This window comes from Bacillus sp. SRL337 (genome assembly GCF_984799155.1).
This window is the reverse complement of record NZ_OZ481793.1, coordinates 3,460,490-3,483,463: the sequence shown is the minus strand read 5'-3', so window position 1 is coordinate 3,483,463 and position 22,974 is coordinate 3,460,490. Positions and strand designations below refer to the sequence as shown.

Genomic DNA, 22,974 nt, shown 5'->3' with positions numbered 1-22,974 from the left:
CGAGGAGGAATTTCACATGCCAAAAATGAAAACTCACCGCGGCTCAGCTAAGCGTTTTAAAAAGACAGGTTCTGGAAAATTAAAACGCTCTCATGCTTATACAAGCCATTTATTCGCTAACAAATCTACGAAGCAAAAGCGTAAGCTACGTAAAGGCGCTGTTGTTTCTGCAGGTGATTTCAAGCGCATTCGTCACATGCTTGACAACTTATAAATCGAAATAGATTTACCACACTAGGAGGGAAATAATATGCCACGTGTAAAAGGCGGTACAGTAACACGCAGACGTCGCAAAAGAGTTCTTAAATTAGCAAAAGGGTTTTTCGGATCAAAACATACATTATACAAAGTAGCTAACCAGCAGGTTATGAAATCTTATATGTATGCTTACCGTGACCGTCGCCAGAAAAAGCGCGACTTCCGTAAGCTTTGGATCACTCGTATCAATGCAGCTGCACGCATGAACGGTCTTTCTTACAGCCGCATGATGCACGGTCTTAAACTTGCAGGTATCGAAGTGAACCGTAAGATGCTTGCTGATCTTGCTGTTAACGACGAAAAAGCATTTGCTCAATTAGCAGAAGCTGCAAAATCTCAAAACAACAAGTAATATTGCTGCCCTAAGCCATTCTCTTTGGAGGATGGCTTTTTTGCTTTTAAAAGGAATGGTTATTACCCGCTGCAGCTATACAGCTACGCCTGGCGGACAGTGAGCTATAAAGCGTAAACAGCCGTTCAGCGCCATACAGGTTGGGTTCTTCACATGAGGTGGAGGATATACCAGGAACGAAGTGAGTTGAAGCTGACCTATGTTCTGCTAATGGTTGGGAGCTGGATGTGTACCGTAAATCGCACAGCCTTCGTTCCGCTCAACAACTTCAAGAATAGTGCCAATGTGATCACAATCATATTGTTCCCGCTATATTCCTAGAATAGTGTATTCGATACCATTACATGGACTTGATGCTTTATACTTAGGGTGAATACAAATCTATGAAAAGAGGCATTGATAATGAGCACACCACTACTATTTCTTCTTGCTTATTTTATTGCTGTGAATCTAATGGGATTGATCATCATGGTAAATGACAAGAACAGGGCTAGACAGAATAAATATAGAATTAGAGAGAGTTCGATCTGGAAGGCAGCCATCCTTGGGGGAGCGGTCGGCTGTTATGCAGGAATGAAAATATACCGGCACAAGACGAAGCATTCTTCTTTTAAGTACGGGCTTCCTGCTTTATCCCTTATCGAACTAATCACATATGCCGGGCTGGCATTCATTATTTTACAGAATAAAGCCTTGTTCTAACAGCTCGTACTATTGTATATGCTGTAGTAAACTGTTGAAACGAGGTGGGAGCATGGACGAGAGATATGCCTTTGTATTTGCTTTCATTGAATCAAGCGGATGGCTGGCTCCCCTGGCATTTATTCTATTTCATATTCTAAGGCAGTTTATCTTTATTCCGGTTGTTCTTGTATGCATTATCGGTGGAATCTTATTTGGAAGTGTTTTTGGAACCATTTACTCACTTATTGGATTAACGCTGTTATCAGCCGGATCCTACTTCATCTTAAAAATGTTCCCGGCTTTGAATCAAAAACTATTAAACTTAAAGCAAAAATGGTTTGGGTATGGAGCCAAGTTGACTGTGGGCCAGATTGCTGTGCTGAGGCTTGTCCCATTTGTACATTATCAACTGTTGAATGTCTGTCTTATGGAAAGAAAGCCAGCCCTTGGAGATTACGTGAAAAGCTCCTTCCTCGCCAATCTGCCGCTTGCATTCTTTTATACTGTATTTGGGGAATTCATCTCAGAGTTTACTCCAGGCATCATCATGCTGATTTTACTGGGGCTGTTCATTCTATTCTATACATTGAGGGAAAAGGTGAGGGTCATCAAATGGCGTGAATTTTTCCATCAGCCATCATAAAAGCCGAAAATGGTCAATCCATTTCCGGCTTCTTCTTTTTGTTTATGAATTCTTTCAAAGGGCTTTTCCAATCAATTGCAGCATTCGGGTATCTTTCCAAGATTTCCGTCTCCACATATTTCAGGTCTTCAAAGCTGATTCCTTTTAACGAGCTGGAGTTTTCAACCCATACAAAAATGGAGATGACGTCAAAGGCTTGGTCGGTTGTTCCGAGGTATTTTTCGCCTTGAAAGAGTATTCCTTTATAAGTGACAAGAAAGTTTTTTCGGACATTTTCCTGATCGTCCAGGAAGTAGAACTTCTTTTGTTCCATCGCTAATTCCAGCTTGCGTTTAGGATTCACAATGTATTTGAACGCACGGTATAATAGGTAAATAATAAGGAAAAAGATCAGTATTCTTATCAATATCAGCACAAAACAACCTCCAGACAATTACAAAGCATAATCCATCTGTTCCTCTATACGATCGAGTCTTGAAAAAGTTTCATTTTTTCAGGAAAAAAATGAAACTTTTTTATGAGGACGATGCAGTGTGTTATAGTATTCGTTGCCATTCAATGATTTTATGAGGGTACAGAAAGGATGGAATAATGAAAGGGAGCTGTAGGAATGAATATTAACCATTTATTTGAAATGCAGAGAGAACTCGATTCATACATTGAAAAAGAGCATGGCTTGGAAGAAGCGGATCTCTTTAATGAGAAAGTGTTGGCCCTTCTCGTAGAAGTAGGCGAGCTGGCAAATGAGACAAGGTGCTTTAAATTTTGGAGCAAAAAGCCATCATCAGAAAAGAAGGTAATCCTTGAAGAATTCGTGGATGGTGTTCATTTCATTCTGTCATTAGGAATAAATATTGGAATCAAGCATTTTGAGCTTAGAGAGGCAAGCTACCATGAAGAAGATGTTACGAAGCAATTCATTGAAATATTCAACTCCATCCACGATCTGAAAGTGAAGAGATCTGTAACCGAGTATGACCAGCTTGTTCATCAGTATTTCTATTTAGGCGAACTCCTTGGTTTTTCTCACGAAGATGTAGTACAAGCTTATAAAGAGAAAAATGAAGTGAATTACAAGCGTCAGCAGGAAGGATACTGAGGAATATCCACTGGGGAAAGAGGAACCCTAACAAGACCGTTCAGTAATCGATGTTAATCTTTTGAATAAATTCTGATAATTTGATATGATTATTAGCGGTACATAAAATCATTAGGGGGTCGAAATAATGGCGAAATTAGATGAAACGCTCAGCATGCTGAAAGATTTGACAGATGCTAAAGGTGTGCCCGGTAACGAACGGGAAGCAAGAGACGTAATGAAGAAATACATAGAACCTTTCGCTGATGAAATTACAACCGATAACTTAGGAAGCTTGATCGCTAAGAAAGTCGGCGATGAAAACGGTCCGAAGATCATGATAGCTGGCCATCTTGATGAAGTCGGCTTTATGATTACGCAAATTGATGACAAAGGATTCCTCCGCTTCCAAACAGTCGGCGGCTGGTGGTCACAGGTAATGCTGGCACAGCGTGTGACAATAGTAACGAAGAAGGGCGATATTACAGGTGTTATCGGATCCAAACCACCACATATCCTTCCTGCTGAAGCGCGCAAGAAGCCGGTCGATATCAAGGATATGTTCATCGATATCGGTGCATCCAGCCGCGATGAAGCCCAAGAGTGGGGTGTCAAGCCGGGCGATATGGTTGTTCCGTACTTTGAATTCACTGTAATGAACAATGAAAAGATGCTTTTGGCTAAAGCGTGGGATAACCGAATCGGCTGTGCGATTGCCATCGATGTCCTAAAAGGATTGAAAGGTGAAAATCATCCAAACGTCGTTTATGGTGTTGGAACAGTCCAGGAAGAAGTTGGTCTTCGCGGAGCAAGAACTTCTGCTGCAAAAATCAACCCTGACATTGCTTTTGGTGTCGATGTTGGTATTGCTGGGGATACTCCTGGAATCTCTGAAAAAGAAGCACAAAGCAAAATGGGTGAAGGCCCGCAGATCATTCTTTATGATGCATCCATGGTATCTCACAAAGGACTGCGTGATTTCGTAACTGATATTGCTGATGAAAACAACATCCCTTATCAATTTGATGCCATCGCTGGGGGCGGTACAGATTCAGGTGCCATCCACTTGACTGCTAACGGTGTCCCGGCATTGTCCATCACAATCGCAACTCGCTACATTCACTCACATGCAGCGATGCTTCACCGTGATGATTATGAAAATGCCGTTAAATTAATCACTGAAGTCATCAAGCGTCTTGATAAAGATACAGTCGCTAAAATTACATTTGATTGATTTGTTAAGGAGACTCCTTTTTGGGGTCTCTTTTTGATTGTGTTAGGTTTGTGTGTATTTCAAGGCCATTTTGGAGGGCGAAAGTGGTTTTGATGTACTTGAAGAGTGGAGTCAAGGCAGAACTGGGAGAAGGGGGTTGAAGTGATGTACTTGAAAGGTGGTTTTAAGGCGTTTGTGTGAGCAGAAAGTGAACATGAGGGAGATGAATTTAATTTTTTGGTAGATTGGAGCGGAAGGTGTACGAGTTCCTGCGGAATCTCGACAGGTGAGACCCTGCAGGCGAAGCCAGCTACAAGGCCCCAATGGCTATCGAACTTCAGTCTTCCTCCTTACGATAAGCCATCATCGAATCGCTAACGCTCTTCGTGATTCCTTTATCTCATGCGAAAGCCTTCCAGTTCGTACGCCGCTGAGCGGGGCCATTCCGCTTTTTGTGAAGCTGAGGTGGCCAACCCAGCTACAGCGGCCAACACCTAGCGGATTTCGGTCTCCCTCCTTGCGATAAGTCATCATCAACTCACTCTGTTCGTTGTGATTCCTTTATCTCATACGGGATCCCTCCAATTCGTACGGTGCTGAGCTGAGCGGCCGCTTCCGCTTTATAGTTCACCGCGAGCCCCGCGGAATAGTACACCTGGAGCGGAAATTTTATTATATTCAAATCAAAAACGGATGCCCGGTAAGCATCCGCATCCACTATTTATTCAAGCCTTCTTCAATCGTTTCCAAAAGCATCTTCTGCTCTTGTTGATCTGCATTATTCCAGAATACTTCCATCAAAACGCCAAGACCAGGAAGTGTTTTTTCTTCTCCGCCCTGAATCGCGTCAACGATGGTGTCCTTTAACTGATCCTGATTGTTTCCGGATACATTATGGATAATCGCATTACGTAAGTTTAAGCCCATTTAAAACGCTCCTTTACCCTGATAGTAATGTTTTCAAGGATATCTTCTCCTCACTGAGCGTTTATTATGTATATAATCTGATGTATAATGTAAATTCGAAAGCGGCATATAACGAACAAAGGCTGCTAAATCGTTCACAAGGAGATTAAACTGTGAAATACGTCCAATCTGCAAAAAATCCGCAAGTGAAACAATGGAAAAAACTTCATACGAAAAAAGAGCGGGAACGCTCAGGTACATATATGGTTGAAGGCTTTCATCTTGTTGAAGAAGCCCTGAAATATAAAGGGATTGTCAAAGAAGTCCTTATAAAAGAAGGTGTAGATCTCCCTTCCGCCTGGAATATGGATGATGTCTGGATTACTACCCTCTCAGAAGATGCAGCAAAAGCAGTCTCTGCAACGGAATCAAGTCAGGGGGTATTCGCTGTTTGTCATCAACAAGAAGAGGGAAACCTTGACCTCAAGGGCAAGACATTTCTGCTGCTGGATGAAGTGCAGGATCCCGGAAATCTAGGGACCATCATCCGGACGGCAGATGCTGCAGGAATCAATCATATCATCCTTGGCGAGGGTTCAGCTGATCTTTATAATCCCAAAGTGCTGAGGTCTGCACAGGGAAGCCACTTTCACCTGCCGATCATCAAAGGGGAGCTCTCAAGCTGGATAGGGCAACTGAAAGCTGTAGGAATTCCTGTGTACGGAACAGCATTAGAAAATGGTGTTGAGTACAATACAATATCCAGTTCGGAATCATTTGCGCTGATTCTCGGAAATGAAGGAAATGGCGTTTCAAAGGCCATATTAAATTCCACTGATCAGAACCTTTATGTGCCGATTTATGGTAAGAGCGAATCCTTGAATGTCGCCATTGCAGCCGGTATTTTAATGTATCATTTAAAAAAGGCGCATTAATTTTACGAAAAGGTTTGAAAACAGCCTCAATGTTTTCTATAATAGATTGCACATATAGTAAAAACAGTGATAGAGAAAAGTAGCATGTTTGTAACCATTTCAGGGAAAGAGTATCCGGACTGAAAGTACTCTTATGGACAGCATTGTGAACGTTCACCTCTTGAGTTGGCATCGGGACCGTTTCTGGTGAAACCGAAAGATGCCCCGGCGAAAAGCCGTTATCCCAATGAAGAGGACACAGGACTAAGTCCATGTGTTTTAATAAGGGTGGTACCGCGACGATAACCTCGTCCCTTGATTGGGAATGAGGTTTTTTTGTTGTAAAAAATAAATTGCCAAAATTAGCTAAGGAGGCCATTTGCATGGAAGCAAAATTAAAGCAGCTGCAAGAGGAAGCTCTCGAAAAAATCGAAGCAGCAGAGGGGCTTAAAGAGCTCAATGATATCCGTGTCGCCTATCTCGGGAAAAAAGGACCAATTACCGAAGTATTGAAAGGAATGGGCAAGCTTTCGGCGGAAGAGCGTCCAAAAATGGGAGCTCTTGCAAACGAAGTGCGTGCCGCAGTCACTGAACGCCTGGAAGAAAAAAATGAAAAGTTGGAAAAAGAAGCTGTCAACAAAAAGCTTGCAGCAGAAACCATTGATGTAACCCTTCCTGGCAGGCCAGTCAAGAAAGGAAGCAAACATCCACTGACGAAAATCGTGGAAGAAATTGAGGATCTCTTTATCGGAATGGGGTACAGCATTGCCGAAGGTCCCGAAGTGGAAACGGACTTTTACAACTTTGAAGCATTGAACCTTCCGAAAGGGCATCCGGCAAGGGATATGCAGGACTCTTTCTACATTACGGAGGAAACTTTACTTAGAACCCACACTTCACCTGTGCAGGCTAGAACGATGGAGAAGCATAAAGGAAAAGGGCCGATCAAGGTCATTTGTCCAGGAAAGGTGTACCGCCGCGATAATGACGATGCGACGCATTCCCACCAGTTCATGCAAATTGAGGGGCTTGTGATCGGTGAAAATATCCGCATGAGTGACTTGAAGGGAACTCTGCAGGCATTTGCCAAAAAAATGTTCGGTGAGGACAGAGAAATACGCCTGCGCCCGAGCTTCTTCCCTTTCACAGAGCCTTCTGTTGAAATGGATATCACATGTAAGATGTGCGGCGGCGAAGGCTGCAGAGTATGTAAAGGAACCGGTTGGATTGAAATTTTAGGAGCTGGGATGGTCCATCCAAATGTCCTGGAAATGGCCGGATTCGATTCTGGAAAATATACCGGGTTTGCTTTCGGTATGGGACCTGAACGAATTGCGATGCTTAAATATGGGATTGATGATATCCGACATTTCTATACAGACGACGTTCGTTTCTTAAATCAATTTCAAATTCAAGAATAAAAGAGCTTAAGGAGGCAGGAAAATGTTTGTTTCATATAAGTGGCTGCAGGATTATGTAGATCTTTCCGGCATCAATCCCGAAGAGCTGGCTGAAAAAATCACCCGAAGCGGAATCGAAGTAGAGGGTGTCGATGTAATCGGAGAAGGTATCAAGAATGTAGTGGTTGGGCACGTACTGGAGTGCGAACCTCATCCAGACGCAGATAAACTAAACAGATGCCAGGTGGACGTGGGTGAAGGGGAACCGGTTCAAATCATCTGTGGTGCTCCAAACGTAGCTGCTGGCCAGAAGGTGCCGGTTGCAAAAGTAGGCGCAGTACTGCCGGGCAATTTTAAAATTAAAAAAGCGAAGCTGCGCGGTCAGGCATCCAATGGGATGATCTGTTCACTGCAGGAGCTTGGTGTTGAAGGCAAACTTGTCCCAAAAGAGCATGCAGAAGGAATTTATGTTTTTGCAAACGATGCAGAGGTTGGTTCTGATGCGGTAGCGGAACTTAATTTGGATGATGCGGTTCTGGAGTTAGGACTGACACCAAACAGAGCAGATGCCATGAGCATGCTGGGTGTAGCTTATGAAGTTGCAGCCATCTTGGGCCGTGATGTTAAAAAGCCTGAAATTCAAGTTGTGGAGTCCTCTGAGAAAGCTTCCGATTACATTTCAGTAAAAGTGGAAGCAACTGAAGATAATCCTCTTTACGTGGCTAAGATTATTAAAAACATTAAAATCGGGCCATCACCAATGTGGATGCAGAACCGGCTGATTGCATCTGGGATCAGACCGCATAACAATGTGGTGGATATCACGAACTATATCCTTCTTGAATATGGCCAGCCGCTTCATGCATTCGATTATGACCGTCTGGGATCCAAGGAAATCCTTGTGAGAAGAGCAAAACCGGACGAAGTGATTGTCACATTGGATGATGAAGAAAGAAAATTAAACGAAAACCATTTGGTCATTACAAATGGAAAAGAACCCGTTGCATTAGCTGGTGTAATGGGCGGCGCGAACTCTGAAGTAGGTTCAGAAACTACGACTGTTTTACTTGAGTCAGCTTACTTTGCCGGCAATCCTGTTCGTACAGCATCCAAGGATCATGGCCTGCGAAGCGAAGCGAGCTCACGTTATGAAAAAGGAGTAGATCCAAACCGGGTAAGAGAAGCAGCCGAAAGAGCGGTATCCCTGATGGTACAGTATGCCGGCGGCGAGGTAATGGGAGGTTCCGTTACAGTTGATAACCTGAAAGCAGAGCCTGCTGTCGTGACCATCACCTTGGAAAAAATCAACTCTGTACTTGGTACGGATATCAGTGCAGACGAAGTGGAATCAATCTTCAACCGACTTGGGTTTGAAGTTGCTGTCCAAGGAAGTGAATTCCAAGTGACAGTCCCGACACGAAGAGGGGACATCACAATCGAAGAAGACCTTCTTGAAGAAGTGGCCAGACTTTATGGTTATGATAACCTGCCAATGACATTGCCAGAAGGTGATGCAACGGCAGGCAGCCTGACACCATTCCAAAATAAACGCCGTGCAACACGACGCAATCTTGAAGGTGCCGGTCTGATGCAGGCCATCACTTACTCACTCACAAATGATGCAAAAGCAGGACAGTTTGCGCTTCATAAGCGTGAACCAATCCGTTTACTCATGCCGATGAGTGAAGAGCGAAGCAACCTGCGTCTAAGTATCGTTCCGCAATTGCTGGAAGCATTGTCATATAATATAGCCCGTCAGAACGATTCTCTTGCTTTTTATGAAGTCGGTTCGGTCTTCTTGAAAGAAGAAGATCAGGAGCTTCCTTCTGAACATGAGCATATTGCAGGTGCAGTCACTGGCTTGTGGAACAGCCATCCATGGCAGGGTGAAAAGAAGCCGGTTGATTTCTTTGTTGTAAAAGGAATTCTGGAAGGCCTGTTTGAGGAACTGGGTGTTGCGGAACACATCAGCTTCCGCCAAGCTGAACGTGATGGGATGCATCCTGGCCGTACGGCAGAAGTTCTGCTGGATGGCACGTTGATCGGCTTCGCCGGACAGGTACATCCTGAGGTTCAAAAAGATATGGACCTTAACGAAACGTATGTATTTGAAATGGAAGCAGCCCCTGTATTCAATTACAATCTGCCGGCACTTCAGTACTCACCCATTCCAAGATATCCATCCATTACAAGAGATGTTGCACTTGTGGTCAACCAGGATGTCAAAGCAGGCGAGTTGAAGTCCATCATTAAGGAAGCAGGCGGCAAGCTGCTGAAAGAGGTATCCATCTTCGACCTTTATCAAGGCGAGCACATGGAGCCAGGAAAGAAATCTCTTGCGTATTCATTGAAATACTTCGACCCTGCCCGTACACTGACGGACGATGAAGTGGTCAAGGCGCACAATAAAGTCCTTGACGCAGTGAAAGAAAAAGCTGGAGCTGAATTAAGAGGATAATTACAAATGAAACGCCCCCGCAAAGCTGTCTTTGCGGGGGCGTTTCTGTTTCGTCAGTTGAAGTGGTTAAGTTTTGGAGCGGAACGAACCATTAAGAGGTTCCAGAGTCCAAAAAGAAGGGGAGCACCAGTCTCAAAGGCGTCTAGAGAGGTTCTAAACAATCACCTGAAACGTCCCTTCATCCATTATCTCATCCCCGTGCCAGTTTCTGCGCTTTATCACTATTCGCAAAATGCCACTTCGTTAACTTCTTCAATTCTGCTGTACCATGCTTCCGGATGATTTTGGCCCCGGCGATATCCACTTGCTTTCCTGCCCCCTTAGGGAGGGTAATGCCTGCGGAGACGCTGAGTTTATCCATTTCTTTCACAAACGCATAGCGTGCAAGAATGGAGGCTGCTGCAACGGAGAGATGTATGCTCTCGCCTTTGGTGCTGAACAAAACTTTTTCTCTGTGAATCTCTTTTTGGCCAGCCAAATATTTATAATAGATGTTTTCTTCGGCGAACTGATCGATCAAAATTGCCTCTGGCTCCTCCGGAGAGAGTTTTTGAAGCAAATTAAGAATGGCCCTGTTATGCAGCAGTGCTTTGATTTTTCCCTGGGACATCCCTTTTTCCTGTAATTCGTTATACTTCGGGTTATGGCAGACGAGGAGACTGTATGGGATGACGGATAACAGGTCCTTCGCAATTGCGATGATCTTATCATCTGTCAGGTTCTTTGAGTCTTTGACACCGAGCTCCTTCAATAGCGGAATCTGCTCTTTTTTTACATACGCTGCAACAACTGTGATAGGGCCGAAAAAGTCTCCTGTCCCTACTTCATCTGATCCTATGAGAGACATTTCAGCGATGTTGGCCGGCAATTTTGGATTCGTTTTGGGTTTGCCGCTTTTAGATGGAGCTGAGGCTTGAGCAGTTCCCCATTTTCCCGCTTCATCCTGCCCGTTCCCTCCTTGAAACAGGACCTTTCCCGAACGATAGGCGGTAATGGTGCAGCCTGGTACTTTTGCTGTAAAGACTGACCCAGGAGGCATTTTATCCTGAAGACTATTTTTATAATATGCTTTCATTTCATTCATCCTTGCTGCGGTGCATTGTAAAACAGTGTTTGCCACAAAGCCCACTCCCTTCTCGTAAAGTGTTTCGTATGTATGGTTGAACCTAAATCATATCAGACTTTGTTTGCTTTTAGAATTGTTAACAAAATTAGACTGAAAATGACAAATTCTTTCCCATTCTAAATATTTTCATGTTATGATAATGTTTAGGATTCTTATGATAGGGGGCTTTCATGTTGTCTCAAGAACAAAAAAACCGTACAACTGTGGATATTTATGGGACGCAATATGTCATTGTAGGAACTGAATCTACCAGTCATATCCGCCTTGTCGCTTCCTTAGTAGACGAGAAGATGAGAGAGATCAGCTCCATGAATCCTTCCCTGGATAAAAGCAAGCTTGCAGTACTGACGGCAGTGAACACTCTTCACGATAATCTAAAACTGAAAGAGTACTGTGAAAGTCTGGAAGAGGAATTAAAAAAATTAAAGGATTGAAAATATTATGCTTGATTTAGCACTATTGATTATCCTCATTTTCGGGTTCTTTGTCGGATTGAGGAGAGGGTTTATCCTTCAGCTTGTACATATGACAGGCTTTATCATTTCTTTTATCATTGCCTACATTTATTATGATCAGTTGGCCCCAAAATTAACGCTGTGGATTCCTTTCCCCGTGCTTGATGAAGAGTCTGCATTGAACATGCTCTTTGAAGCAACGAATCTGGATCAATCCTATTATCGGGTCATCGCATTTGCCATCATATTCTTTGCTGCCCGGATTCTTTTTCAAATCATCGGTTCCATGCTCGATTTCCTTGCACACCTGCCGATATTGAAGCAATTCAATGCTCTTGGCGGCGGGATACTCGGGTTCATTGAAACATATATTGTCATCTTTATCCTATTATACATTGCAGCTCTGCTGCCGATCGCTGTGGTGCAGACACTGCTGAACGATTCAGTACTTGCTGAATTCATGATCACCCATACGCCGTTTTTATCAGACCAGGTGCAAGAATGGTGGATCAATTACGTGGGGGAATAATATTACATGAGGACTGGCCCGTTAAACCTGGGCCAGTCCCTCTTTTTGTTTTGCCTTCTTTGTATACTTTATTGCCATTTAACATGAATTGCCAAGATATGCCCGATTTTCACCGGGAATATCTCGAAAAGAAAGAGAGAAAAGAGCTGCTCTTCCATTCCATTCAGATAGAAAAGCCCTAGTATCCAAGGGGAAATCCGGGCCATGGGATTTTTCCAGAAGCAACAATCACGAAAACAGCCGTTAGTTTAAGGTAATGGTTACGCTGCAAGTATCTGAATCCACGGGAGCGGTGAACGAATCAGCCGAAGCAGCTGCACAGCACCTGCCGGGTTGGGGGGGACCGCATGAGGTAAAGGAATTTCAATGAACGAAGATTGTTGTTGATGACATCATGAAAAAGTGGAAAGTCCAGTCACCTGAGTATCGACTGGACTTACTCCGATGCAGATGGGTCACATTAGTCTCACAGGAGGTATCACCCAATCAACCTCTTTCTTAATGATGGAAATCAGGTTTGAAAATGTGTAAACGGATTGAACATTAATCTTTGAATGCCTCCTCCCCTGTCTATCTTTTTCCTTTTAGGCAGGTATTCTGATAGTATTAATAGTGGAGGCTGAAAAAATAGTCCCGCGAATGAATATTACTCTGAAAATTCATACATGAGGGTGATCGAATGACTGTGAATAAGAAAAATATTATAAAATTACTTGAAACCATTGCTATATATATGGAGTTGAAAGGTGAGAACACATTCAAAGTATCGGCTTTTCGTAAAGCTGCCAATGCGTTGGAAACCGATGACAGGAGCTTGAATGAGATTGATTCCTTCACGGCCATCAATGGTATCGGTAAGGGAACGGCTTCTGTCATTGAGGAATACATATCGGAAGGGAAATCAAGTGTTCTTGATGAGCTTCAGAAAGAGGTTCCGGAAGGACTGGTTCCCCTCTTGAAGCTGCCTGGTTTAGGAGGGAAGAAGATTGCCAAGCTATATCAGGAACTGAATGTTACAAATATAGAAGAGCTGAAGGAAGTATGTGAGGCAGGAAAAGTTTCTTCGCTTTCAGGTTTCGGCAAAAAGACGGAAGAAAAAATCCTGGCGGCCATCGAAAATGCCGGCTCTCAGCCGGAGCGGCTTCCGATTGCCTATATGCTTCCTGTTGCAGAAAAGATTGAAAATGCTCTTTCCCGAATGAAAGGTGTAGAGGGATTTTCCCGTGCTGGGAGTCTGAGAAGGATGAGGGAAACCGTCAAGGATCTAGATTTCATTATTGCGGTGGAGGATGTCCAAGGAGTTAAAGAGCAGATACTCGACTTACCGGACATCAAGGATTCCGTTGCTGCCGGTGATACGAAAATCTCGCTTACGTTCCTGTATGAATGGGAAGTATCCGTTGACTTCAGGCTGGTGAAACCGGAAGAGTATGCAACGGCCCTTCATCATTTTACCGGCTCAAAGGATCATAATGTCCGCATGAGGCAGATTGCCAAAGAAAGAGGCGAGAAAATCAGCGAATACGGAGTGGAAAATGCAGAGACCGGTGAAGTGACGACCTTCCGTTCTGAAGAAGAATTCTTCGGCCACTTCGGGCTTCCTTGGATCCCGCCTGAGCTGAGAGAAGACGGCAGGGAAATCGATAGCTATTCGAAGGACCATGGTCTGATCGAATTGAAGGATATCAAAGGCGATCTGCATATGCACTCAACTTGGACAGACGGTGCCTATTCATTGGAAGAAATGGTAGAGGCATGCAGGGCAAAGGGATATAAATATATGGCGTTTACCGATCATTCACAGTATTTGAAGGTTGCCAACGGATTGACGGCCGAAAGATTGTTAAAACAACGGGATGAAATCCGTACATTAAATGATAAATATGATGATATTACCATTCTTTCTGGTATTGAAATGGATATTCTTCCAGATGGAACACTGGATTATGAAGATGAGGTTCTGGAGCAGATGGATCTGGTGATAGCCTCGATCCATTCCAGTTTTACTCAATCAAGAGATAAAATCATGGACCGGTTGAAAACAGCGTTAAAAAATGCACATGTCGACATCATCGCCCACCCGACGGGAAGGATTATAGGCAGAAGGGATGGGTACGATGTGGATGTCGATATGCTGAATGAGTTAGCAAAAGAGACAGATACAGCACTCGAATTGAATGCCAATCCAAACAGGCTCGACTTATCCTCTGAGAATATTAAAAAGGCGGAGGAAGCAGGAGTCAAGATTGTCATCAATACAGATGCACACAGCATTGACCATTTAGAATTCATGGAAGTGGGAGTCGGAGCTGCCAGAAAAGGCTGGGTAAAAGCAAGTTCTGTCATCAATACGTATGAAAGCGATGAGTTACTGAAATTTTTAAAAAGAAATGATTGATAGATAGGGAGGGGTATACTCCGTGAATGAGAAAGTACTAAGGACACTTGAATTCAATAAAGTAAAAGAGCTTCTTGCAGGGTTTGCTGCATCTGCACTCGGCAGGGCAAAAGTGGCTGGGCTTCTGCCTTCCATCTCACTGGAAGAAGTCATTAGATTACAGGAAGAGACCGACGAAGCGGCTAATATCCTAAGAATAAAAGGCCATGCGCCGCTGGGAGGGATATTCGATATCCGCCCTGCTGTTAAACGAGCTACAATCGGCGGGATGCTGGGTCCGCAGGAATTTGTCCAAACAGCCAGCACTATCCGCGCAAGCAGGAACTTCAGGCTGTTCATGGAAGATTTGGAGGAGGAAGAAATCGAGCTGCCGATCCTAACAGAGAAAGTCAGCGAGATGGCTGTTTTGACTCCCCTTGAGCATAAAATAAAAGCTGTGGTTGACGAAAATGGAGGAATCCTTGATTCTGCCAGTGATTCTTTAAGGCAGATTCGTTCGCAAATCAGGGCAAATGAAGGCCGCATCAGAGAGAAGCTGGAGAGAATGATTCGTTCCAGCAATGCACAGAAAATGCTTTCGGATGCGATTGTCACGATCAGGAATGATCGATATGTCATCCCGGTAAAACAAGAATACCGCGGTAATTACGGGGGCATCATACATGATCAATCTTCATCAGGCCAAACCCTGTTCATTGAACCAGAGGTCATTGTTTCACTGAATAATGCGTTGCGTGAACTCAAGCTGAAAGAAGGACAGGAAATTGAACGAATTCTTACTGAACTGACAGTGGAAGTCAGTGTCTATTCAGAAGATCTGTTGCTGATTGTATCGATCCTTGCTGATATCGATTTCATGTTCACGAAAGCAAAATACGGAAAGTCCATTAAAGGAACGAAACCGGAGATCAATGGCAATCAAGTGTTACGGCTCAACAGGGCGCGCCATCCTATGCTCCCGATCGAGGAAGCTGTTGCCAATGATATTGAACTGGGGAAGGACTTCAGTTCAATTGTAATCACTGGGCCGAATACCGGTGGTAAGACAGTCACATTGAAAACAATCGGTCTTTTGACACTGATGGCCCAATCCGGTTTGCAGGTTCCGGCGCTTGATGGATCAGAGATGGGTGTATTCCAAAATGTTTATGCAGACATTGGTGACGAACAGTCGATTGAACAGAGCTTGAGTACGTTTTCTTCACACATGGTGAACATTGTGGATATCCTCGGCAAAGTCGATCACGAAAGCCTTGTTCTTTTCGACGAGCTGGGAGCAGGAACAGATCCGCAGGAAGGAGCAGCGCTTGCCATTTCCATTCTGGATGAAGTGCATCAGCGGGGGGCAAAGGTTGTCGCCACCACCCATTATCCTGAATTGAAAGCCTATGGCTATAATCGGGAAGGTGTCATCAACGCCAGTGTGGAATTCGATGTGGAAACGCTGAGCCCGACGTATAAATTACTGATTGGTGTGCCGGGGCGGAGCAATGCCTTTGAAATATCGAAACGGCTGGGGCTGGCTGACAGAGTGATCCAGCGGGCGAAATCGCATATCGGGACAGACAGCAAAGAAATTGAAAACATGATTGCTTCCCTTGAGAAAAGCAGGAAAGATGCCGAAGCTGATTACGATGAAGCGCATGAACTTCTGAAGCAGGCTGACAAAATGCACAAAGATATGCAGAAGCAAATGATGGAATTCTATGAGAAGCGTGACAGCCTTTATGAGAAGGCAGAACTAAAAGCTGTTCAAGTCGTCGAGAAGGCTAAAGAGGAAGCAGAAGGCGTAATCCGCGACCTGAGGAAAATGAGGCTTGAAAAAAGCGCTGAAGTTAAGGAACATGAACTTATTGAAGCGAGAAAGCGTATTGAAGGAGCGGCACCTGAATTAGATAGAAGCAAGCCGAAAAAAGCAAACACAAGCCAGAAGCGGGAACTGAAACCTGGTGATGAAGTAAAGGTGCTGTCATTTGATCAGAAAGGGCATCTTGTTGATAAGGTTTCGAATACGGAATGGCAGGTACAGATGGGGATCATGAAGATGAAGGTGAAGGAATCGGACCTGCAGTTCATTCAAGCGGAGAAAAAGGTGGAAACAAAGCCGCTCGCAACAGTGAAAGGGAAAGATTTTCATGTCGGGCTGGAACTTGATCTCCGAGGGGAACGATTCGAAAATGCGCTTTCAAGAGTTGAAAAGTATATTGATGATGCATTGCTTGCCGGTTATCCGAGGGTTTCCATCATCCATGGGAAAGGCACCGGCGCCCTTAGGCAGGGAGTGCAGGAGTACTTGAAAAATCATCGTTCTGTTAAACGCGTCCGCCTTGGAGAAGCCGGGGAAGGCGGTACGGGTGTCAGTGTAGCGGAATTTAAATAAGGGTTATTTTGAAGTTTAATGGTAAATCAACAAAATTTAAGGGAGTTTCGGGATGGAGAACTTTTGGGAAAACAATTTTGTTCAGACAGCAGGTAATTACAGTGTAGTTGTCCTGTTTCTTGTCCTGTTTCTTGCCATTTTTGAACTTGTGACAAAGTATAAAAATTGGGAAGAAATCAAAAAAGGTAATATGGCTGTAGCCATGGCCACCGGGGGCAAAATATTTGGGATCGCTAATATCTTCAGGCATTCGATCGCCGAAAATGATACACTGCTGACTACAATAGGCTGGGGAGTTTTCGGATTTATTTTACTGTTGTCAGGATACTTTATTTATGAATTTTTAACACCAAAATTTAAAATCGATGAAGAAATTGAGAAAGACAATCGGGCGGTAGGCTTTATCTCCCTTGTCATATCAGTCGGCTTGTCCTATGTAATCGGGGCAGGCATCTCATAAGGAGAGAGAAATGGAAACATTAGCGAAAGTGTTATTGGGACTTTGTGCCCTGTTCATCGTGGTGGGCATTCTTTATCTGGTCTTTTTTGTATAAGGGTATGAAAAAAGGAGAGCGGCCAAGCTGCTCTCCTTTAATTTACATGATGTAAAACAACTTAGAAAAATGAATTCGAATTGTATCAGTAGTAAAGATATACTATAATAGTATAAAGAGTTACAATTTTCTAAAAATTTTTAAAGGGGGGGAAATGTTTTGGGAAAACCGTGGCTTGAATTGTATCCGGAAGAAGTTAAAAAGGAATTGGATTATACTCCTGCACCGCTCCAGGATTACCTGACCAAGGCAGCCGAGCTGTACCCAGAGAAGGTTGCGATTCATTTTATGGGCAAGGAAATCAATTACAGGGATCTATACGATTCTGCCTTGAAATTTGCCAATTACCTAAAGGAGCTGGGAGTTGAAAAAGGGGATCGTGTAGCAATCATGCTCCCGAATACACCTCAGTCAGTCATCGGCTATTATGGCAGCCTTTATGCCGGCGCAGTGGTTGTTCAAACCAATCCTTTGTATATGGAGAGGGAAATTGAGTATCAAATGATTGATTCTGGTGCTAAGGTCATCCTTACCATGGACATACTTTTTCCAAGAGTTACGAAAGTAATGAAAGAGACTTCCCTTGAACATGTTATTGTAACCGCTGTCAAAGATTACCTTCCTTTCCCGAAGAACCTGATATATCCTTTCATCCAAAAGAAGCAGTATGGATTAGTGGTGAAGGTTGAACCTTCTGATAAAATCCATTTGTTTACGGATATCATGAAAACGTCTCACAACAAACCGATTGATATCCCGTTTGATTTTGAGGAAGATTTAGCACTGCTTCAGTATACTGGCGGAACAACAGGTTTTCCTAAGGGAGTCATGCTTACCCATAAGAACCTTGTGTCCAATGCGGTAATGTGTGATGCCTGGCTTTACAAGTGCGAAAAAGGGAAAGAGATTGTGTTGGGTATCCTGCCGTTCTTCCACGTGTACGGAATGACAACCGTTATGATTCTATCTGTCATGCAGGGATATAAAATGGTATTGCTTCCGAAGTTTGATGCGGAGACGACATTGAAAACGATACAAAAACAAAGACCTACATTGTTTCCCGGAGCGCCTACCATTTACATCGGTTTATTGAATCATCCTGACATAAGGAAATATGACTTATCCTCAATTGATTCCTGTATAAGCGGATCTGCACCGCTGCCGGTTGAAGTCCAGCAGAAATTCGAAGAAATCACAGGCGGAAAGCTAGTGGAAGGATATGGATTGACCGAATCCTCACCAGTAACTCATTCCAACTTCCTGTGGGACCGGGAAAGAGTGAAAGGAAGCATAGGAATTCCTTGGCCGGACACAGATGCTGCCGTTTTTTCAATGGAGACTGGGGAAAAGCAGCCGCCAAATGAGATTGGAGAAATCTGTGTGAAGGGTCCGCAGGTGATGAAAGGATACTGGAACCGTCCTGAAGAGACTGAAATGACCTTGAAAGATGGCTGGCTTCTGACAGGAGACCTTGGCTACATGGATGAGAAGGGATACTTCTATGTTGTGGACCGCAAGAAGGATATGATCATAGCAGGCGGTTTTAACATTTATCCGAGGGAGATTGAGGAAGTCCTTTATGAACATCCGGATGTCCAGGAGGTTGTCGCTGCCGGTGTCCCTGACCCTTATCGGGGAGAAACGGTCAAAGCCTATGTTGTTTTAAAGGAAAACGCCAAAGTCACCGAAGAAGATTTAAATGCTTTTGCGAGAAAACACCTTGCTGCTTATAAAGTTCCCAGGCTATATGAGTTCAGGGAGGAACTTCCTAAAACGGCTGTAGGAAAGATTTTAAGAAGGGCACTTGTGGATGAAGAGAAAAATAAGCTGAAAGATCAAGATGAAAAACTCGGGTGAGTAATGTTTGGAAAACAATTGAATTCATACTAGAATAGAAATGGGAAAAGACCATTGGGCTGCCGTCCGGCCTTTCTTTTTGAAAAAGAGTGGGACAAGGATAATCCTCTTGACTTTTTTTCTCAAGCAATTTATCATTAAATTATGAATGAATAGTCATTCATTATTTCTAAGAGGCAGGGCATAAAATGAAAAGAGACAAACCGAAATATAAACAAATTATCGATGCCGCTGTAGTGGTGATTGCTGAAAATGGATATCATCAGGCCCAGGTTTCGAAAATAGCGAAACAGGCCGGGGTGGCCGATGGAACCATTTATCTTTACTTCAAAAACAAAGAAGATATATTGATCTCCGTCTTCCGTGAGAAAATGGGAATGTTTGTCGGAAAAATTGAAGAAGTTATTGCAGGAAAACGAACTGCGGCGGAGAAGTTATTAGTGATGATTGAAAATCATTGTAAGATCTTGTCGGAAGATCATCATCTGGCAATTGTTACCCAGCTCGAATTAAGGCAGTCCAACAAAGATATCCGTTTGAAAATCAACGAAGTGTTGAAAGGGTACCTCTTGGTTATTGATAAGATTTTGTCTGAGGGTATTGAATCGGGGGAATTTACTTCAGACCTCGATATCCGCCTGGCACGGCAAATGATCTTTGGGACGATTGATGAGATGCTCACCAACTGGGTCATGAATGAACAAAAATATGATTTGTCATCACAAGTTCCTGCCATACATAAACTGCTGCTTAATGGCTGTGGTCCCAGGAACTGAAGACTTGCGCAAGGAGGAAATCCAGATGCAGTATTTGAGTACCAAAATTGAAAGTCAGACAGCACTCGTTACAATTCAGCGTCCGCCTGCAAACGCCCTTGCCAGTGACTTGATCATTGAACTGGACGGGTTGATGGATGAGCTGGAAACGAACGAAGAAGTAAGAGTTGTCCTGCTGCACGGCGAGGGCAGGTTTTTTTCTGCCGGGGCCGATATCAAAGAGTTCACGAAAGTGGAAAACGGGGAAGATTTCTCTAAGCTTTCGAAAAGAGGCCAAGATCTCTTTGAGCGTATGGATAACTTCCCGAAGCCGATTATTGCTGCCATTCATGGCGCTGCATTAGGAGGGGGCCTGGAACTTGCTATGGGGTGCCATATCCGCATTGTCGGGGATAATGCCAAGCTGGGTCTTCCAGAACTGCAGCTTGGTTTGGTACCGGGATTTGCCGGTTCGCAAAGGCTCGCTAAATTTGTCGGTTCTGCGAAAGCAGCGGAAATGCTGCTGACAAGTGAACCGATAAGCGGCAAGGAAGCCGTTAAATGGGGATTGGCCAATAGAGCATATCCTGACGAAGAAGTTCTTGATCAAGCGAAGAAACTGGCGTTCAGCATAGCCAAGAAGAGTCCGGTCGCGATGAAAGCTGCCCTGGAGCTTTTACGTTATACCAAGCATGGCCGTTTTTATGAAGGGGTCAAACGGGAAGCAGAGCTTTTCGGCGATGTTTTCATGTCCGAGGATGGCCAGGAAGGTATCAAAGCGTTCATCGAGAAGCGGACCCCGGAATTCAAAGGTAAATAAAGCCGGTCTCCCCGGCTTGCCTTTGTGGCTCAGGTTAATTTTTTTGCTTTGAATATTCTCAATCTTTTTAACCAATTGAAAGTTTGAAATTTTAGGAGGGAATTTGAAATGAACATCTATGTACTTATGAAAAGAACTTTCGATACTGAAGAAAGAATCAGTATTTCCAACGGACAAATCAGTGAAGACGGCGCTGAATTCATCATTAACCCATACGATGAGTATGCGATTGAAGAAGCGATTCAAGTCCGTGACGAACACGGCGGAGAAGTGACAGTCGTGACAGTGGGTGATGAAGAAGGAGAGAAACAACTGAGGACAGCCCTTGCTATGGGAGCCGATAAAGCTGTTTTAATCAATACAGAAGATGATGTTGAAAATGGGGACCAATTTACGACTGCCAAGATTCTTGCAGAGTATCTGAAAGATAAGGAAGCGGATCTGATTCTTGCGGGGAACGTAGCAATTGACGGCGGATCGGGCCAGGTTGGACCTCGTGTAGCAGAACAGTTGAACATCCCTTACGTAACGACGATCACAAGCCTTGAAATCAGCGGCAGCACAGTAACTGTAGTTCGCGATGTGGAAGGTGACTCCGAGACGATTGAAACATCACTTCCTTTATTGGTAACTGCACAGCAAGGATTGAACGAACCAAGATATCCTTCTTTGCCTGGTATCATGAAAGCGAAGAAAAAGCCATTAGATGAAGTTGAAATTGATGATTTAGATCTTGAAGAAGAAGATGTTGAAGCAAAGACAAAAACAATTGAAATCTTCCTGCCGCCAGAGAAGGAAGCGGGCAAAGTCCTTGAAGGTGAGCTTGATGACCAAGTAAAAGAACTTGTAGGGCTTCTTCACACACAAGCCAAAGTCGTTTAATAAATAGACAGTCAACAGATCATTCACTCAGGAGGTAATCTAACATGGCAAGAAAAGTATTGGTACTTGGTGAAGTACGTGATAATGCATTAAGAAACGTTTCTTTTGAAGCTGTTGCTGCTGGTAAAACAGTTGCAGAAGGCGGCGAAGTAGTCGGAATTTTATTGGGCAGTTCTGTAAGCGCTTTAGGGAATGAGCTGATTCAGTATGGAGCCGACCGTGTGATTGTTGTCGAAGACGAAAAGCTGGAGCAGTACACATCCGACGGTTATTCGCAAGCATTGATGGCTGTCATTGATCAGGAAAGTCCAGAAGGGATGATCTTTGGACATACAGCTCTAGGAAAAGACCTTGCTCCTAAAATTGCAAGCAAATTAGGTTTGGGATTAATTTCTGATGCTACAGCACTGGAAGAAGCAGGCGGTAACCTTGTATTTACCCGTCCGATTTACTCCGGTAAAGCCTTCGAAAAGAAAATCGTGACAGATGGTTTGATCTTTGCAACCATTCGTCCTAATAACATCAATCCGCTTGAGAAGGATGAAGCAAGAAGCGGCGATGTGAGTTCAGTATCTGCAGAGATTAAAGATCTTCGTACCATCATCAAAGACGTTGTGCGCAAAGCAAGCGAAGGTGTCGATCTTTCCGAAGCTAAAGTCGTCATTGCCGGCGGACGCGGAGTGAAAAGTGAAGATGGTTTCGAACCGCTAAAAGAATTAGCCGAAGTATTGGGTGGAGCAGTGGGAGCCTCCCGCGGTGCCTGTGACGCAGACTACTGTGACTACTCACTGCAGATCGGACAGACCGGTAAAGTGGTGACACCAGATCTCTATATTGCCTGCGGTATTTCCGGTGCGATACAACATTTAGCGGGGATGTCCAATTCAAAAGTAATCGTCGCCATCAACAAGGACCCTGAAGCAAACATTTTCAATGTAGCTGACTACGGGATCGTTGGAGATTTGTTTGAAGTAGTCCCTATGCTGACGGAAGAATTCAAAAAATTAAAAGTTTCTTCTTCTTAAGCATGACAGCAGCTGTTCTAACAGAGCAGCTGCTGAATTTTTTTCAGGAGATTGCACAAAACCTTTCAGCGGGTAATACTATGATATACCCGCCTGAATTTTAAGATGATGGTCCTAAGGGTTACTCTGTTTACTTAATGAATAGAGAGAGTATTAAACCTTCTCCTTGTTTGAGCAGGTGTTGATTGGAAGGGAAGGTGTGCGGCCCTCCTGCTGGATTAGCGGGAATCGTCTGGCTCCAGCAGACAACGATTAGCAGATTTCGTTCTCTCTCCTAGCGAATCCAG

General features: G+C 43.9%; 22 protein-coding genes and 1 other annotated feature. Of the genes, 19 read left to right on the top strand and 3 right to left on the bottom strand.

What is annotated here, in order from left to right; translation table 11 throughout:
• Positions 1 to 16 precede the first annotated feature (16 nt).
• The 4 genes from rpmI to AC4E8A_RS17675 all read left to right on the top strand — a co-directional run bounded on the left by rpmI (position 17) and on the right by AC4E8A_RS17675 (position 1,937).
• The gene (rpmI, locus tag AC4E8A_RS17690; protein WP_119548762.1) at positions 17 to 214 is read left to right on the top strand and encodes a 50S ribosomal protein L35; all 198 of its coding nucleotides are present in this window, start codon (positions 17 to 19) and stop codon (positions 212 to 214) included.
• Positions 215 to 250: 36 nt separating this feature from the next.
• Entirely contained in the window at positions 251 to 610 is a 360-nt protein-coding gene (gene rplT / locus AC4E8A_RS17685) for a 50S ribosomal protein L20 (RefSeq protein WP_119548763.1), read from the top strand.
• Positions 611 to 1,012: 402 nt separating this feature from the next.
• Entirely contained in the window at positions 1,013 to 1,312 is a 300-nt protein-coding gene (locus AC4E8A_RS17680; RefSeq protein WP_490194900.1) for a DUF1294 domain-containing protein, read from the top strand.
• Between the two features lie 52 nt (positions 1,313 to 1,364).
• Positions 1,365 to 1,937, top strand: a complete 573-nt coding sequence (locus tag AC4E8A_RS17675) for a TVP38/TMEM64 family protein (RefSeq protein WP_490194898.1) — start codon at positions 1,365 to 1,367, stop codon at positions 1,935 to 1,937.
• Between the two features lie 13 nt (positions 1,938 to 1,950).
• On the opposite strand, the gene AC4E8A_RS17670 is transcribed toward AC4E8A_RS17675, so the two are convergent.
• Positions 1,951 to 2,352 (bottom strand): sigma-w pathway protein ysdB, encoded by a 402-nt coding sequence (locus AC4E8A_RS17670; protein WP_490194896.1) that lies wholly within the window; start codon positions 2,350 to 2,352, stop codon positions 1,951 to 1,953.
• Positions 2,353 to 2,547: 195 nt separating this feature from the next.
• Between AC4E8A_RS17670 and AC4E8A_RS17665 the strand changes: the two genes are divergently transcribed.
• Together AC4E8A_RS17665 and AC4E8A_RS17660 are read left to right on the top strand one after the other, a co-directional pair.
• Positions 2,548 to 3,036 carry a dUTP diphosphatase gene (locus AC4E8A_RS17665; protein ID WP_490194894.1) on the top strand — a complete coding sequence of 163 codons (489 nt, stop codon included), beginning with the start codon at positions 2,548 to 2,550 and terminating at the stop codon, positions 3,034 to 3,036.
• Positions 3,037 to 3,163: 127 nt separating this feature from the next.
• Positions 3,164 to 4,249: a M42 family metallopeptidase gene (locus tag AC4E8A_RS17660; RefSeq protein WP_490194893.1), complete on the top strand. Its 1,086-nt coding sequence runs from the start codon at positions 3,164 to 3,166 to the stop codon at positions 4,247 to 4,249.
• A gap of 696 nt (positions 4,250 to 4,945) precedes the next feature.
• Here AC4E8A_RS17660 and sspI read toward each other — a convergent pair.
• Positions 4,946 to 5,155 (bottom strand): small acid-soluble spore protein SspI, encoded by a 210-nt coding sequence (sspI, locus tag AC4E8A_RS17655; RefSeq protein WP_490194891.1) that lies wholly within the window; start codon positions 5,153 to 5,155, stop codon positions 4,946 to 4,948.
• Positions 5,156 to 5,307: 152 nt separating this feature from the next.
• On the opposite strand from sspI, the gene AC4E8A_RS17650 reads away from it, so the two are divergent.
• The 3 genes from AC4E8A_RS17650 to pheT all read left to right on the top strand — a co-directional run bounded on the left by AC4E8A_RS17650 (position 5,308) and on the right by pheT (position 9,906).
• The gene (locus tag AC4E8A_RS17650) at positions 5,308 to 6,069 is read left to right on the top strand and encodes a TrmH family RNA methyltransferase (protein ID WP_490194889.1); all 762 of its coding nucleotides are present in this window, start codon (positions 5,308 to 5,310) and stop codon (positions 6,067 to 6,069) included.
• Between the two features lie 57 nt (positions 6,070 to 6,126).
• Positions 6,127 to 6,367, top strand: a binding site (T-box leader).
• Positions 6,368 to 6,431: 64 nt separating this feature from the next.
• Positions 6,432 to 7,469, top strand: coding sequence for a phenylalanine--tRNA ligase subunit alpha (gene pheS, locus AC4E8A_RS17645; RefSeq protein ID WP_490194887.1), 1,038 nt, complete (start codon positions 6,432 to 6,434; stop codon positions 7,467 to 7,469).
• Positions 7,470 to 7,491: 22 nt separating this feature from the next.
• A complete protein-coding gene (pheT, locus tag AC4E8A_RS17640; protein WP_490194885.1) occupies positions 7,492 to 9,906 on the top strand; it encodes a phenylalanine--tRNA ligase subunit beta in 2,415 nt (804 codons plus the stop codon).
• Positions 9,907 to 10,096: 190 nt separating this feature from the next.
• Here the strand turns inward: pheT and rnhC are convergent, their stop codons facing one another.
• Positions 10,097 to 11,026 (bottom strand): ribonuclease HIII, encoded by a 930-nt coding sequence (rnhC, locus tag AC4E8A_RS17635; protein ID WP_490194883.1) that lies wholly within the window; start codon positions 11,024 to 11,026, stop codon positions 10,097 to 10,099.
• Positions 11,027 to 11,205: 179 nt separating this feature from the next.
• Between rnhC and zapA the strand changes: the two genes are divergently transcribed.
• The 10 genes from zapA to AC4E8A_RS17585 all read left to right on the top strand — a co-directional run bounded on the left by zapA (position 11,206) and on the right by AC4E8A_RS17585 (position 22,687).
• A complete protein-coding gene (gene zapA / locus AC4E8A_RS17630) occupies positions 11,206 to 11,466 on the top strand; it encodes a cell division protein ZapA (protein WP_421385505.1) in 261 nt (86 codons plus the stop codon).
• A gap of 7 nt (positions 11,467 to 11,473) precedes the next feature.
• The gene (locus AC4E8A_RS17625) at positions 11,474 to 12,016 is read left to right on the top strand and encodes a CvpA family protein (protein ID WP_490194881.1); all 543 of its coding nucleotides are present in this window, start codon (positions 11,474 to 11,476) and stop codon (positions 12,014 to 12,016) included.
• A gap of 679 nt (positions 12,017 to 12,695) precedes the next feature.
• Complete coding sequence (polX, locus tag AC4E8A_RS17620) at positions 12,696 to 14,414, top strand: DNA polymerase/3'-5' exonuclease PolX (RefSeq protein WP_490194879.1); 1,719 nt, start codon at positions 12,696 to 12,698, stop codon at positions 14,412 to 14,414.
• 22 nt (positions 14,415 to 14,436) lie between these two features.
• Positions 14,437 to 16,794: an endonuclease MutS2 gene (locus tag AC4E8A_RS17615; protein WP_490194877.1), complete on the top strand. Its 2,358-nt coding sequence runs from the start codon at positions 14,437 to 14,439 to the stop codon at positions 16,792 to 16,794.
• A gap of 52 nt (positions 16,795 to 16,846) precedes the next feature.
• Positions 16,847 to 17,254 (top strand): DUF350 domain-containing protein, encoded by a 408-nt coding sequence (locus AC4E8A_RS17610; RefSeq protein WP_490194875.1) that lies wholly within the window; start codon positions 16,847 to 16,849, stop codon positions 17,252 to 17,254.
• Between the two features lie 253 nt (positions 17,255 to 17,507).
• Positions 17,508 to 19,205, top strand: a complete 1,698-nt coding sequence (locus tag AC4E8A_RS17605) for a long-chain-fatty-acid--CoA ligase (protein ID WP_490194873.1) — start codon at positions 17,508 to 17,510, stop codon at positions 19,203 to 19,205.
• Positions 19,206 to 19,393: 188 nt separating this feature from the next.
• Positions 19,394 to 19,981 carry a fatty acid metabolism transcriptional regulator FadR gene (fadR, locus tag AC4E8A_RS17600; protein WP_490194872.1) on the top strand — a complete coding sequence of 196 codons (588 nt, stop codon included), beginning with the start codon at positions 19,394 to 19,396 and terminating at the stop codon, positions 19,979 to 19,981.
• Between the two features lie 25 nt (positions 19,982 to 20,006).
• The gene (locus AC4E8A_RS17595; protein ID WP_490194870.1) at positions 20,007 to 20,780 is read left to right on the top strand and encodes an enoyl-CoA hydratase; all 774 of its coding nucleotides are present in this window, start codon (positions 20,007 to 20,009) and stop codon (positions 20,778 to 20,780) included.
• A 108-nt stretch (positions 20,781 to 20,888) separates the two neighbouring features.
• On the top strand, positions 20,889 to 21,662 hold the full coding sequence (locus AC4E8A_RS17590; RefSeq protein ID WP_490194868.1) for an electron transfer flavoprotein subunit beta/FixA family protein: 774 nt from the start codon (positions 20,889 to 20,891) through the stop codon (positions 21,660 to 21,662).
• A gap of 44 nt (positions 21,663 to 21,706) precedes the next feature.
• A complete protein-coding gene (locus tag AC4E8A_RS17585) occupies positions 21,707 to 22,687 on the top strand; it encodes an electron transfer flavoprotein subunit alpha/FixB family protein (RefSeq protein ID WP_490194866.1) in 981 nt (326 codons plus the stop codon).
• The last annotated feature ends 287 nt before the right edge of the window (positions 22,688 to 22,974 follow it).